This window comes from Streptomyces sp. E11-3, assembly GCF_046540415.1.
Classification (GTDB): Bacteria; Actinomycetota; Actinomycetes; order Streptomycetales; family Streptomycetaceae; genus Streptomyces.
This window is the reverse complement of record NZ_JAZGRL010000002.1, coordinates 434,293-447,988: the sequence shown is the minus strand read 5'-3', so window position 1 is coordinate 447,988 and position 13,696 is coordinate 434,293. Positions and strand designations below refer to the sequence as shown.

Here is a 13,696-nt window from a genome sequence, read left to right as displayed (position 1 = left end):
CCGCTGGTGGAACCAGACGGCGCGGGCTGGGCGTTGTAGCTCCGTAGGGGACGCCACGAGCAGGGGAGCGGGCCGGTGGCCAACGAGACCGTACGGATCGACGGGGACAGCCTGGTGCTGCCGGGCGGGGCGCGCGTGCAGTTCGTACGGACCCTGCGGCTGCCCGAGAAGGGGACGCACGCGCTGCCGCCGGGCCTCGGGAACTTCCCGCTGCGCAGGGTCGAGGACTACGCCGACACCGTGCCGCCCGAGTGGCGGGAGCGCGGCGGGGTGATGCTGCCCGTGTATCTGCGGGAGGCGATGTGGCTGAGTTTCCTCGGCACATCGGAACCCGCCGCCCTCCAGGTGGGCGTCGGCAAGGTGTGCGCCGTGTCGGGCAAGCCGTGGAGCAGCCGGCTGTCCCGCACGCCGCAGAACTACCTGGTGCTGCCGCGCCAGCCGTGGCTGGACGGCATCAACTCCGGCAAGGGCAAGGTCCGGCAGTTCGTCGCGGTGCCGCTGGGGCTCGGCGCCACGGTCGAGGGCCAGGTCACCGGCGAGGAGACCTGGGGCGGGCTGCAGCTGCAGTCCTTCCCGCTCACCGACGAGGCCCGCGAGCGGTGGCGCGAGGAGCAGCGGCGTGCCGCGCAGCGCACGCCCGCGCCTGGGGGCACGTTCGGAGGCGGTGTCGCGCTGGCGGCCGCTGCCGGGCCGCCTCCGGCACCGGCGGCCGCGCCCAGGGGGCGGCCCGGCGCACCGCGCCCCCGGGCCGCTGCGGCGATGGGCCTCGGTGCGGGCGGTGCGATGCGGCAGGAGGTGTACCGGGACGACCGGCCCGCGTCGGACTGGGCCATCGAGCCGGCCGGGCGCGTGTTCGTGCACCTGGTGACGCCTCCGGACTGGCGGCGTATCACCGGCGAGGCGCCCCCGCCGTCTCCCGTCGACCGCGCCGCGTACACCCGGGCCGGGCTGCCGTGGTTCGACTACTACGACGCGGACGCCGAGGACCTGGCCCCCACGGACACCCTGGAAGGCGTACGGCCGGTGGGGGAGTGGCTGGGAGACGACCACGAGCCCTGGGAGGAGCCGTCACCCGGCCAGGTCAAGCCGCTCAAGGACGCCCCGCAGCCAGGCAAGGCGGTGACGGACGGCGAATGGTGACGGACGGCGGGTCGTGAGGACGGCGAATGGTGAGCGCGGGTCGTGAGGACGGCGAATGGTGAGCGCGGGTCGTGAGGGACGGCGACTGGTGACGGACCGCGCGTCGTGACGGACGGCGGCTGGTGACCGGCCAGGTCACCGGCGACGGCGTGCGGCGGAGCTCACACCGGCCCCACGCTTGACAGGCACCTCACGCCTCCCGCACGATCGCCTGTGTGAACCTGTCAGACAGCCAGACAGCTGGTGTGGTGCCGAGGCGTGTCAGCGCCATGGAAGCGGTACTCGGGCATCTGCGCGGTGCCATCGAGCGCGGTGAGTACGCCGTGGGGGACAAGCTCCCCTCCGAAGCGGAGCTCTGCCGACGGCTGGAGGTCAGCCGCCCGGTGCTGCGAGAGGCGTTGCGAGCTCTGCAGACGATGGGGCTGACAGTGGCCCGGACCGGCAAGGGCACGTTCGTCGTGTCCAACGGGCCGGTCGAGGACCCCACCTTCGGCGACTACGCCTCCAGTGACCTGCTGGAGGTCCGACGGCACATCGAGATCCCCGTGGCGGGCTACGCCGCCGTGCGCCGTACCCCCGAGGACCTCGATCATCTCGCCCACCTGCTGGAGCGGATGGAGCGCGAGACCGACACCACCGCGTGGGTGGCCATGGACACGCTCTTCCATCTGGCCGTCGCGCGCGCCGCTCAGAACCCGGTCTTCCGCCGTGTGATCGAGGAGATCCGGGACGCGCTGGCCCGCCAGTCGGCGTTCCTCAACGATCTCGGTGGCCGCCGCGAGCAGTCCAACCGAGAGCACCGAGCCATCGTCGAAGCCCTCATCGACGGCAGCGAGCACGACGCGACCGAGGCCATGGCCCACCACCTCAACCGCGTCGAGTCGACCCTCACCGAGATCGTGCGCCCCGAGCGCACGGACAGCACCTCCGACAGCACCCCGAACAGCAACCCGAACAGCACCTCCAAGGAAAGTGGACCCCAGGCGTGACCGAGCAGTCCCTCGACCTGATATCCCGGCACACCGAGACGCTTGCGGAGTACGGCACGTCACCCGCCGACGCGCCCGCCATCCGGGAACCCCTGCACGCGCCCGTCGCCCATCTCGTACGCGGCGAGGTCATCGAGGGCATCCACTACGGCTCGGTGGTCGTGCTCGCCGCCGACGGGAGCGTGGAACTGCAGATCGGTGACATCGAGGCGGCCTTCTATCCGCGCTCGGCGCTCAAGCCCGTGCAGGCCGTGGCGCTGCTGCGGGCCGGGCTGCCGCTCGACGGCGAGCTGCTCGCGCTGACCGCCGCCAGCCACTCCGGCGAGGAACGGCATCTGGCCGGGACCCGGCGCATCCTGGAACGCGCCGGACTCGCCGAGGACGATCTGCGCAACGTCACGGACATGCCCTTCGGCCCGGCCGTCCGGGACGAGTGGATCCGCGCGGCCCGGCTGCCGTCGAGGCTCGCGCAGAACTGCTCGGGCAAGCACGCGGCGATGCTCTACACGGCGCGACTCAACGGCTGGTCGCTCGACGACTACCTCGACCCCGCGCACCCGCTCCAGCAGGCGATCGCGCAGACCGTCGAGGACCTGACAGGTCAGGCCGTCGCAAGGGTGACGGTCGACGGCTGCGGCGCGCCGCTGTTCTCCGTCTCCCTGCACGGGCTCGCGCGCGCCGCCGCCCGGATCACCACGGCCGCGCCCGGCACCCCTGAGGCGCTGGTGGCCGACGCGATGCGCGAGCACGCCGAGATGGCGTCGGGCTCCGGTCGCGATGTCGCCGCGTTGATGCGTGCCGTGCCGGGGCTGCTCTCGAAGGACGGTTTCGAAGGGGTGCAGGTCGCGGCGCTTCCGGACGGCCGGGCCGTCGCCGTGAAGATCGCGGACGGGGCGGACCGGGCGCGGGTGCCGGTGACCGCCGCGGCGCTCGCTCGCTGCGGCGTCGATCCGGCCGCGCTCGCCGAGTTCGCCGGGGCGCCGCTGCTCGGGGGCGGTGCGGTGGTCGGGAGCATCCGGCCGGCGCGGGCGCTCGAGCCGCTCCCCCTGGCCACTGCGCCCAGCGGGGCGTACGCCTGATGCCCGTCGCTCCCGCGGCCCACTCACTCCACCCGGACTCCAGAAGGAAGAACAGCACCGCCATGACCGTCCGCAGTGAGCACGACCTGCTCGGCAACCGTGACGTCCCCGCCGAGGCGTACTGGGGAGTCCACTCCCTGCGTGCCAAGGAGAACTTCCCCATCACGGGAACGCCGATCTCGTCGTACCCGCACCTGATCGAGGCACTCGCCGCCGTCAAGGAGGCCGCCGCCCGCGCCAACGAGGAGCTCGGCCTGCTTGAGCCGCGCAAGGCGGCCGCCATCGTCGAGGCCTGTCAGGAGATCCGGGCGGGCAAGCTGCACGACCAGTTCGTCGTGGACGTCATCCAGGGCGGGGCCGGGACCTCGACCAACATGAACGCCAACGAGGTCATCGCGAACCGGGCGTTGGAGCTGCTCGGCCACGCCAAGGGCGAGTACGCGTTCCTGCACCCGAACGAGGACGTCAACCTCGGCCAGTCGACCAACGACGTCTACCCGACGGCCGTCAAGATCGCCACGGTCTTCGCGGTGCGCGGGCTCCTCCAGGCGATGATGGTGCTCCAGGACGCGTTCGCCGCCAAGGCCGTCGAGTTCCGCGACGTGCTGAAGATGGGGCGTACGCAGCTGCAGGACGCCGTGCCGATGACACTCGGGCAGGAGTTCTCGGCGTACGCGGTGATGCTGGACGAGGACCGCGCCCGGCTGGCCGAGGCGGTCGAGCTGATCCACGAGATCAACCTGGGCGCGACGGCGATCGGTACGGGTCTCAACGCGCCCGCCGGGTACGCCGAGGCCGCGCGCCGGCATCTCGCGGACATCACCTGGCTGCCGCTGGTCACCGCCGCCAACCTCGTCGAGGCCACCCAGGACTGCGGGGCCTTCGTCCAGATGTCCGGGGTGCTCAAGCGGATCGCGGTGAAGCTCTCCAAGAGCTGCAACGACCTGCGCCTGCTGTCATCCGGGCCGCGCGCGGGCCTGAACGAGATCAACCTGCCGCCGGTGCAGGCCGGTTCGAGCATCATGCCGGGCAAGGTGAACCCGGTGATCCCCGAGGTCGTCAACCAGGTCGCCTTCGAGGTGATCGGCAACGACGTCACGATCACCATGGCGGCGGAAGCCGGCCAGCTCCAGTTGAACGCCTTCGAGCCGATCATCCTGCACTCGCTCTCCGAGAGCATCACGCACCTGCGCGCCGCCTGCCTGACGCTCGCCGAGCGCTGCGTCTCCGGAATCACGGCCAACACCGACGAGTTGCGCGCGGCCGTCGAGAACTCCATCGGCCTTGTCACGGCACTCAATCCGCACATCGGCTACTCGGCAGCCACCGACATCGCGAAGGAAGCCCTGGCCACGGGCCGCGGCGTGGCCGAACTGGTCCTGGAGAAGGACCTGTTGCCGGCCGACAAGCTGGCCGCGCTGCTGCGCCCCGAGGTCTTGGCCGGGGCGTAGGCCGGAAAAGCGTGTGCGGATCAGGTATCCGGTTGACAGGCTGAGGCCATGAACGCTCAGCACGACCCCGTCCCTGCCTCCTCCACCACGCCCCGGGCGACGGACTGGACCACCACACCCCTCACCGCCGCCGGTCTCCTGCGCGGTGCGCTCGACCTGGAGCGCACCGCGCACGGGGTGCTGCCGCACCGCCTCCCCGCCCGGGCCCGTGCGCAGTGCGCCGACGGGCAGTTGGCGAGGGTCGAGGCCCAGCCATCGGGCGTACGGCTCGCGTTCCGCACGCGGGCCACCGCCGTCGAGCTGGACACGCTCCCCACCAAAATCGTCTACCAGGGCGCCCCGCCGCGCCCCGACGGCGTGTACGACCTGCTCGTCGACGGCCAGTTGGCCGGGCAGGCCACCGTCACCGGCGGCAACGTCCTGACCGTGGACCTGGCCGCCGGGTCTGAGGAATCCCGGCCAGGTCCGGTCGGCACCGTCCGGTTCGCCGGCCTCCCCGACCGCGTCAAGGACGTGGAGATCTGGCTGCCGTACAACGAGATCACCCAACTAGTCACCCTGCGCACGGACGCCCCCGTCGAGCCCGTACCGGACGCGGGGCGCCGGGTGTGGCTGCACCACGGCAGTTCGCTCAGCCACGGCTCCGACGCCGCGAGCCCCACCACGACCTGGCCCGCGCTGGCCGCCCGCCTCGGCGGCGTGGAACTGATCAACCTCGGTCTGGGCGGCAGCGCCCTGCTCGACCCGTTCACCGCCCGCGCCCTGCGCGACACCCCCGCGGACCTGATCAGCGTCAAGATCGGCATCAACCTGGTCAACACTGACCTGATGCGCCTGCGTGCCTTCGGTCCCGCGGTGCACGGCTTCCTCGACACCGTCCGCGAGGGGCACCCCACCGCTCCGCTGCTGGTCGCCTCGCCCGTCCTGTGCCCCATACACGAGGACACCCCCGGCCCCAGCGCCCCGGACTTCACCAACCTAAGGGAGGGAAGGCTCCAGTTCCGGGCCGCGGGCGACCCTGCGGAACGGGCCACCGGGAAGCTGACGCTGGGCGTCATCCGGGACGAGTTGGAGCGCATCGTGCAGCAGCGGGCAGCCGACGACCCGAACCTGCACTACCTCGACGGCCGCGACCTCTACGGCGACGCGGACTTGGCCGAACTGCCGCTGCCCGACCAGATCCACCCGGACGCCGCCACCCACCGCCGTATGGGTGAACGCTTCGCCGCCGTGGCCTTCGGCACCGGTGGGCCCTTCGCGGGTACGCCCTAGACGGACCGGTGGTACTGGTCGGGGACATGGACCTCGCCGCCGAGTTCACGCGCGGCACGCCGCGCGAAGGACGGGTCGCGGAGCAGTTCGCGCCCCAGGAGCACGGCGTCGGCCTCGCCGTTCGCGATGATCTTCTCGGCCTGTTCGGGCTCGGTGATCAGGCCGACGGCGGCGACGGGCAGGCCGGTCTCCTGCTTGACCCGGGCGGCGAACGGGACCTGGTAGCCAGGCCCGGTGGGGATACGGGCCCGGGCGGCGTTCCCCCCGGTGGAAACGTCGAGCAAGTCGACGCCGTGCTCCTTGAGCAGGGCCGCGAAGCGAACGGTGTCGTCCCCCGTCCAGCCCGCCTCGTCCAGCCAGTCGGTGGCCGAGATCCGGAAGAACAGCGGCTTGTCCTTCGGCCACACCTCCCGTACGGCGTCCACGACGCGCAAGGCGAAGCGCGTACGGCCCTCGAAGGAGCCGCCGTACTCGTCGGTGCGGCGGTTGCTGTGCGGGGAGAGGAACTCGCCGATCAGATAGCCGTGTGCGCCATGGATCTCGGCGACCTCGAACCCGGCGTCCAGCGCCCGGCGGGCCGCGTCGGCGAACTGCCCGACGATCTCGTCGATCTGGCCGGGCGTCAGTTCGGTGGGCACCGGGTGGCCCTCGTCGAACGGCAGCGGGCTGGGCCCCAGCGGCTGCCAGCCGTGCGCGTCGGGGCCGACCGGGGCGCCGCCCTTCCAGGGCCGGTCGGTCGAGGCCTTGCGTCCGGCGTGCGCGATCTGGATGCCGGGGACCGTGCCCTGCCCCTTGAGGAACCCGGTGATCCGGCGCAGGGCAGCCACCTGGGTGTCGTTCCAGATGCCCAGGTCGGCCGGGCTGATCCGGCCCTCGGGGCTGACCGCGGTGGCCTCCAGGAGGATCAGTCCGGTACCGCCGGTGGCGCGTGCCGCGTAGTGCGCGAAGTGCCAGTCCTGCGCCACGCCCGCGTTCGGCCCGAAGACCTCGGCCGAGTACTGGCACATCGGGGCCATCCACACGCGGTTGGGGATGGTCAGGGACCGCAGGGTGACGGGCTCGAACAGTGCGCTCACGGCGGACTCCATTCGTCGGCGGGGCCGGTTGACGCTCGTACGATATCCCTCGTAGTACGGGAGATGTCAAACTACGATGAGTCTCGTACGATGGAGTCCCCTGACGATGTGGAGCCCGCATGACGACCTCGGTGAACACCGCGCGGAGTGGTGGCCGCGAGCTTGAGCACCCCTCGCGCGCGGAGATGCGGCTTGAGGGCGTGCTGCACGCACTGTCCGATCCGATGCGCCTGCGCATCGTCCATGAGCTGGCGCGGGTCGAAGACGAGCTGCCGTGCTCGCACTTCGACCTGCCCGTCACCAAGTCCACGCTGACCCACCACTTCCGGGTGCTACGCGAGAGCGGGGTGGTCCAGCAGACCTACCGGGGCACCGCCAAGATGAACGGGCTGCGCCGAGCGGACCTAGCCGCGCTCTATCCGGGCCTCCTCGACAGTCTTCTCGGCGCGTTGGGGCGGCAGAACGACCGGCTCGGCGAGGGTTGATTCGCCCGCTGAGTCACTTGCGGGTCCCGACAACTCCCGCTTCCCGCCCGGGAGATGGTTGAACAGCAGGTTCAGCGCGATCGCCGTGAGGCAGCCCGCACTGATCCCGCTGTCCATCACGGTCTGGAACCAGTCGGGGAACTCGGCGTAGATCTCCGGAACCCCGACCGGCAGCATCCCGACCGCGACCGACACGGCGACCACCGTCAGATTGTGGTTGCCGCGGAAGTCGACGGTCGCCAGCGTCCGCAGCCCGCTCGCGGCGACGGTGCCGAACATCACCAGACCGGCCCCGCCGAGCACCGGCGCCGGAATCGACGCCACCACCGCGCCCAGCTTGGGCAGCAGCCCGAGCAGCACCAGAATCCCGCCCGCGGTGGCGACCACCCAGCGGCTGCGCACCCGCGTCATACCGACCAGACCCACGTTCTGGGCGAACGCCGTGTACGGGAAGGTGTTGAAGACCCCGCCGAGTACGGTGGACAGTCCGTCCGCGCGCAGCCCGTCGGCCAGCGCACGCGGCTCGACCCTGCGGTCGGTGAGCTCGCCGACCGCGATCATGTCACCCGTGGTCTCCGTCATGATCACCAGCGCCACGACCAGCATCGACAGCACGGCGGCCCACTCGAAGGTCGGCGCCCCGAAGTGGAACGGTGTACTGACCCCCAGCCAGCTCGCGTCCCCGACCCCGCCGAAGTCCGCGAAACCGAGCGGCACGGCGACGGCCATTCCGGCCACGATGCCCGCCAGTACGGCGATACGGCTGAGGAAGGCGGGCCCGAACCGCTGCACGGCCAGCACCACGAGCAGGACGAATCCCGCGAGGCCCAGATTCCCGGGGGCGCCGAAATCGTCCGAACCCACCCCGCCCGCCGACCAGTTGCCGGCCACCGGCAGCAGCGAGACCCCGATGATGAGGATCACCGTGCCGGTCACCAGCGGCGGAAAGAACCGCAACAGCCGTCCGAAGACGGGCGCCAGCAGGATCATCGCCAGCCCGGACACGATCACCGCGCCGTAGATCGCGGGCAGTCCGCCGCCCCCGGTGCCGATCAGGACCATCGGCGAGACCGCCGCGAACGTACAGCCCTGCATGATCGGCAGCCGTACGCCGAAGCGCCAGAACCCGACGCACTGGATGAGGGTCGCGATCCCGCACAGCAGCAGATCGGCGGTGATCAGATACGCGAGGTCCGCGGGCGGCAGGTTCATCGCGCCGCCGACGATCAGCGGTACGGCGACCGCGCCCGCGTACATCGCCAGCACATGCTGCAGGCCGAAGGCGCCCAGCTGGGCAAGGGGCGGTACCGCGTCGACGGGGTGCCGGGACGGGGGTGCTGCGGACGCCATGGCGCTCCTGGGGCTCGGCTTCCGCGCGGCCGGTCGAATGGGGGGCGATCGGCAGCCGGATGCGGATGACGGGGACAGGACGAGACCGTAAGCGCCTTGAACATTCTGTTGATTACGTGAGTGTTGCCGCGCCGTGTCGACGTTTCTGGGCGGTCCCCGGCGCCGGTCCGCACCTGGGCACTAAGCCCTGTCGTCGGCGTCCCGCGCGGCCCGCAGCAGCCCGTCCCAGTCGGGAATCTTCACCGATCCGCGCCCCTGTGCGGCGCCGAGCTCCGACTCGGCGCGCTCGATCGCCTGCCAGCCGGTCCACTCGACGGGCCGCAGCCCCGCGGCGCGCAGCGCGCTGAGCGGGTCGTCGCCCCGTTCCTGGCGTACGAGGCCGGGGGCGTCGTCGAGCAGGGAGCTGGCCGTCTCCTTGGCGCACGGGCGGTTGGTGCCGATCACCCCGGTCGGCCCGCGCTTGATCCACCCCGCGACGTATTCGCGGGGCGACACCGCGCCGTCCCGCAGTACCCGTCCCGCGCGGTGCGGCACCGTGCCGTGTCCCGCGTCGAACGGCAGGCCCTCCAGCGGCACTCCGCGATAGCCCACCGACCGCAGCACCAGCTGTGCGTCGAGGTCCTCGTACTGTCCGGTGCCCGTCACCTGGCCCTGGTCGTCCGGCAGGGTGCGTTCGAAGCGTACGGAGGTCACGTGCCCGGCCGTCCCGAGTATCGCCACCGGGCGCAGGAAGAACCGGAGATGAATCCGCCGCGCGCGGCCCTGTGGCGCCCGTTCGGACCAGCCGCGGAGCACCTCCAGGTTGCGCCGGTTCACCGCGGGCAGCGATGTGGGGTCGGCCCAGGCCGGGTCGAGCGCCAGCTCCGCGGGGTCGACCACCACCTCGGCGTCCGGCAGGGCTCCCAGTTCGCGGAGCTCCTTGGTGCTGAACTTCGCCTGCGACGGGCCGCGCCGGCCCACCATGTGCACGTCCCGTACCTGGCTGCGGGCCAGGACGTCGAGCGCCGACTGCGGCATGTCGGTCGACCGCAGCTCGTCGGCGCCGCGGGCCAGTATCCGGGTCACGTCCACCGCGACATTGCCCACGCCGATCACGACGGCCGAGCGGGCGACGCGCAGGAAGCCGTTCTCGTCTGTGTCCGGGTGCGCGCTGTACCAGGAGACGAACTCGGTCGCGGAGTAGCTGCCGGCGAGCTCTTCGCCGGGGATGCCGAGCCTGCGGTCGGTGGCGGCTCCCACGCAGTACACCACCGCGTCGTAGAGCTCGCGGAGCCGCTCGGGGGTGAGCGGCCCGGAGCCCACCTCGACGCTGCCGAGAAACCGTACGCGGTCGTCCGCCAGGACCGTGCGCAGGTTGTTCTGCAGCGACTTGATCTTCTCGTGGTCCGGCGCGACACCGTAGCGGACCAGGCCGTACGGGCACGGCAGACGGTCGAGCACATCGACCCGCACCCCCGGCACCCGGCTTTGCTGGAGGAGTGACTGGGCGGTGTAGACCCCGCTCGGACCAGATCCGACGACGGCGACCTGAAGCACGGTACGGCTCCTTCCGCGGGAAACCCTGCGGTGGTATCCAGCATCGCATTGCTGTGCCGGAAGGGGGAGAGGTGCACTGTCGGGATGCGGCCCTCGTTGAGCGCGTGCCCTGAGCGCATGCACTGAGCGTGCGCCCTGAGCGCGTGCACTGAGCGTGTGCGCACTCACAGCATGGCGCGCATCCGGCCGATCTCGCTGGTCTGCTGGGCGATGACGTCGCTCGCCATCTGCTCGACCCGTACGTTGTTGCCCTGCCCGAGCACGTCCGTGGCCATCGTCACGGCGCCCCCGTGGTGGGTGATCATCAGCTTCAGGAAGAGCTCGTCGAAGGCCTTGCCCTTGGCCGCGCGCAGCGTCTTGAGCTGGGCCTCGGTCGCCATGCCGGCCATCGGGGCGTCGCCGTGGTCGTGGCCGTCCTTGTCGCCGCCCTTCTTCTTGCCCCCGTGCTCCTTCAACCAACCCCGCATCGTGCCGATTTCCGGGCCCTGACCAGCTTCTATGCGCGCGGCCAGGCGCTTTACCTTCGCCGACTCGGCGCGCTTCGGGGCCAGTTCGGTCATCACCAGCGCCTGCTGGTGGTGCTCGATCATCATCCTGACGTAGTCGAAGTCCGCCGAGTTGGGGGGCGAGACATCGGACTTCTGTGCGGCTTCTTCGGGGGAGAGTGTCCGCGCCGCCTCGCCCGGCTTGCCGGGGGCAATCACCGGAGGGCCGGTGCGGTCCGCGGCCTTGGAGCCGCCATCGGATTCGCACCCGGTGAGGACGAGTACGGCCGCGGCCAGGCAGGCAGTGACGGCAACGGCGTGGTCGCGCGGGTATCTGCGGCGGAGCGGCACAACGGCCTCCTGTGGCACACGAGTTGGACGACGGCGGGGCCTCGGCCTGTCCGGCGGATCAGACCCTGGTACGCATCCGATCGTCAGTGATCGAAATCCCCGATGACAAGTAGGCCGCCCCCTGTTGAAATGTGCATGCCCCGCACGATACTGCCGTTGTCTCTGAACCGTTCAACCATGAACGGCCATTAGGGAGGACGCAGTGACCCTGTTGAAGGAATCCCGAACACGGCGCAGACGCCTGTGCGTCATGGCCGCCGCTGCCGGGCTCGTCGCCACGCTCTTCACGGCAGCTCCGGCCGGTGCGACACCGGACCCCGATGACGAACCCTCGTCGCAGGGCGTCTCGCAAGGCACGGCCGCCGACACCGAGGCAGCGATCAAGCGTGGCGAGATCCCCGAGCCCGACGAGATCGTGACCTCCGACAACATGAAGCACATCGCCAACATCCCCAAGGACGCACTGCCAGGCACCAATTCGGACCTGGCCTTCCAGGGCAGATACGCCTTCGCGGGCAACTACGACGGCTTCCGGATCTTCGACATCAGCAACCCGAAGGCTCCCAAGACCGTCTCGCAGGTGCTCTGCCCCGGCGGGCAGAACGACATCTCCGTCTCCGGAAACCTGCTCTTCCTGTCCACCGACTCCTCGCGCAGTGACGACTCCTGCGAGAGCACGTCCCAGCCCGCGACCGAGAAGGACTCGTGGGAGGGCATGAAGGTCTTCGACATCAGCGACAAGAAGAACCCGAAGTACGTCGCGGCCGTCGAGACCGCGTGCGGCTCGCACACCCACACGCTGGTACCGAAGCGCAAAAACGTCTACATCTACGTCTCCTCGTACTTCCCCAGCGCGTCGTTCCCCGACTGCCAGCCGCCGCACGACGGCATCTCGATCGTCAAGGTCCCGCGCAAGGCCCCCGAGAACGCCGCCCTGGTGGACTTCTCGGTGCTCTTCCCCGGTGAAGGCCCCGACGGTGGCGGCAACCCCGGCGGACCCACCAACCCCGGTGTCACCAAGACCACCGGCTGCCACGACATCACCGTGCTGCCCTCCGAGAACCTCGCCGCCGGAGCCTGTATGGGCGACGGGATCCTGATGGACATCAAGGACCCGGAGCGGCCGCGGGTGATCGACACCGTCCAGGACAACGTCAACTTCGCGTTCTGGCACTCCGCGACCTTCAACCAGAAGGCCAAGAAGGTCGTCTTCACCGACGAGCTCGGCGGTGGCGGCGGCGCCACCTGCAACGAGGAGGTCGGCCCCGACCGCGGCGCCAACGGCATCTACGCCATCAAGGGCAAGGGCGACCACCGCAAGCTCGTCTTCCAGAGCTACTTCAAGATCCCGCGGCACCAGGCGGACACCGAGAACTGTGTGGCCCACAACGGCTCGCTGATCCCGGTCAGGGGCAGGGACATCATGGTCCAGGCCTGGTACCAGGGCGGCGTCTCCGTCTGGGAGTTCACCGACTCCAAGAAGCCGAAGGAGATCGGCTACTTCGAGCGCGGCCCCCTCACCACCGACTCGCTGCGGGTCGGCGGCTCGTGGTCGGCGTACTACTACAACGGCTACATCTACTCCAACGACATCGCCAAGGGCTTCGACGTCCTGAAGATCGACGACCACCGCACCAACCCGGCGAAGCGGGTCCGGCTGCACGAGCTCAACGTACAGACGCAGCCGAACTACTTCCGCTGAGTCAGCGGCTGAGCCCACTGGGTCGACTGACCCGGCAGCACCCCGTGCGTTCCGTCGGGCGGCTTCCCGCCCGGCGGAACGCCCAGCTCCCAGGCGAGCCCGAACCGCTGGAACAACTCCGCCCGGAGCGTCGTCACCGGCATCGGCGCCCCCGGCAGCAGCACCGCGAACACCGCACCCATCAGCAGGGCGCGCAGCAGCGGATACTCCGTGTCGACATCCCGCACACCACGGCGGGCGACCGTGTCGCGCAGCAGCGCCGCGAGCCGCTGCTGCTCCGGGCACTGCACAAACCCCTCGGCCTGCAGAATCCCCGCCATGTGCGCCCGCATCAGCACCGGGTGGTCACGCGCGAGCCCCAGCACCGCGTCGATCGCCCGCGCCAGCCGCTCCGCCCCGTCATCGGTACCCGGCGCGCGCTCCAGGGCGGCCTCCAGGGTGCGATGCATCAGCCGGTGCACCGCCGACTGCAGCAGCTGCCGCTTGCCAGGGAAGTAGTACGACACCAGCCCGCGCGCGGAACCCGCCCGATCCGCGATGTCACCGAGCGTGGTCGCCTCGTATCCGCGCTCGTCCACCAGCTCGACCGTGGCTTGCAGCAGCCGCTCGCGGGAACGTCTGCGCAACTCTTCATTGACCGATGCGCTGCGCGGGGACATCCTGTAACTCCTGCGTTGACTGGCTCCCAGCCAATATACTCAGGTCGTCCTGTCAGGGGTCCTTGGTGTGGGCTCCGATCCAGGCTGTTGTCCGCTTTGGGCGACGCGGGGGATCGCCCAA

12 protein-coding genes are annotated in these 13,696 nt (G+C 70.7%); 7 read left to right on the top strand and 5 right to left on the bottom strand.

The window, feature by feature from the left end:
- Positions 1-75 precede the first annotated feature (75 nt).
- From U9R90_RS20815 to U9R90_RS20795, 5 genes are all read left to right on the top strand, one after another.
- Complete coding sequence (locus tag U9R90_RS20815; RefSeq protein ID WP_411058159.1) at positions 76-1,140, top strand: hypothetical protein; 1,065 nt, start codon at positions 76-78, stop codon at positions 1,138-1,140.
- A 269-nt stretch (positions 1,141-1,409) separates the two neighbouring features.
- Entirely contained in the window at positions 1,410-2,129 is a 720-nt protein-coding gene (locus tag U9R90_RS20810) for a FadR/GntR family transcriptional regulator (protein WP_411059758.1), read from the top strand.
- A 20-nt stretch (positions 2,130-2,149) separates the two neighbouring features.
- Positions 2,150-3,208 (top strand): asparaginase, encoded by a 1,059-nt coding sequence (locus tag U9R90_RS20805; protein ID WP_411059757.1) that lies wholly within the window; start codon positions 2,150-2,152, stop codon positions 3,206-3,208.
- Between the two features lie 62 nt (positions 3,209-3,270).
- Entirely contained in the window at positions 3,271-4,659 is a 1,389-nt protein-coding gene (gene aspA, locus U9R90_RS20800) for an aspartate ammonia-lyase (protein WP_411058158.1), read from the top strand.
- 48 nt (positions 4,660-4,707) lie between these two features.
- Positions 4,708-5,931 (top strand): GDSL-type esterase/lipase family protein, encoded by a 1,224-nt coding sequence (locus tag U9R90_RS20795; protein ID WP_411058157.1) that lies wholly within the window; start codon positions 4,708-4,710, stop codon positions 5,929-5,931.
- Here U9R90_RS20795 and U9R90_RS20790 read toward each other — a convergent pair.
- Complete coding sequence (locus U9R90_RS20790) at positions 5,928-7,007, bottom strand: NADH:flavin oxidoreductase/NADH oxidase (protein ID WP_411058156.1); 1,080 nt, start codon at positions 7,005-7,007, stop codon at positions 5,928-5,930. The genes U9R90_RS20795 and U9R90_RS20790 overlap by 4 nt on opposite strands.
- Positions 7,008-7,126: 119 nt before the next feature.
- Here U9R90_RS20790 and U9R90_RS20785 point away from each other — a divergent pair, with 119 nt between their 5' ends.
- The gene (locus U9R90_RS20785) at positions 7,127-7,492 is read left to right on the top strand and encodes an ArsR/SmtB family transcription factor (RefSeq protein ID WP_411058155.1); all 366 of its coding nucleotides are present in this window, start codon (positions 7,127-7,129) and stop codon (positions 7,490-7,492) included.
- Here the strand turns inward: U9R90_RS20785 and U9R90_RS20780 are convergent.
- From U9R90_RS20780 to U9R90_RS20770, 3 genes are all read right to left on the bottom strand, one after another.
- Positions 7,412-8,842 carry a nucleobase:cation symporter-2 family protein gene (locus tag U9R90_RS20780; RefSeq protein ID WP_411058154.1) on the bottom strand — a complete coding sequence of 477 codons (1,431 nt, stop codon included), beginning with the start codon at positions 8,840-8,842 and terminating at the stop codon, positions 7,412-7,414. The two genes, U9R90_RS20785 and U9R90_RS20780, sit on opposite strands and share 81 nt — an antisense overlap.
- A gap of 180 nt (positions 8,843-9,022) precedes the next feature.
- On the bottom strand, positions 9,023-10,378 hold the full coding sequence (locus U9R90_RS20775; RefSeq protein WP_411058153.1) for an FAD-dependent oxidoreductase: 1,356 nt from the start codon (positions 10,376-10,378) through the stop codon (positions 9,023-9,025).
- A gap of 164 nt (positions 10,379-10,542) precedes the next feature.
- Positions 10,543-11,214: a DUF305 domain-containing protein gene (locus U9R90_RS20770; RefSeq protein WP_411058152.1), complete on the bottom strand. Its 672-nt coding sequence runs from the start codon at positions 11,212-11,214 to the stop codon at positions 10,543-10,545.
- 202 nt (positions 11,215-11,416) lie between these two features.
- Here U9R90_RS20770 and U9R90_RS20765 point away from each other — a divergent pair, with 202 nt between their 5' ends.
- On the top strand, positions 11,417-12,916 hold the full coding sequence (locus U9R90_RS20765) for an LVIVD repeat-containing protein (RefSeq protein ID WP_411058151.1): 1,500 nt from the start codon (positions 11,417-11,419) through the stop codon (positions 12,914-12,916).
- On the opposite strand, the gene U9R90_RS20760 is transcribed toward U9R90_RS20765, so the two are convergent.
- The gene (locus tag U9R90_RS20760) at positions 12,904-13,575 is read right to left on the bottom strand and encodes a TetR/AcrR family transcriptional regulator (protein ID WP_411058150.1); all 672 of its coding nucleotides are present in this window, start codon (positions 13,573-13,575) and stop codon (positions 12,904-12,906) included. The two genes, U9R90_RS20765 and U9R90_RS20760, sit on opposite strands and share 13 nt — an antisense overlap.
- Positions 13,576-13,696: the final 121 nt, after the last annotated feature.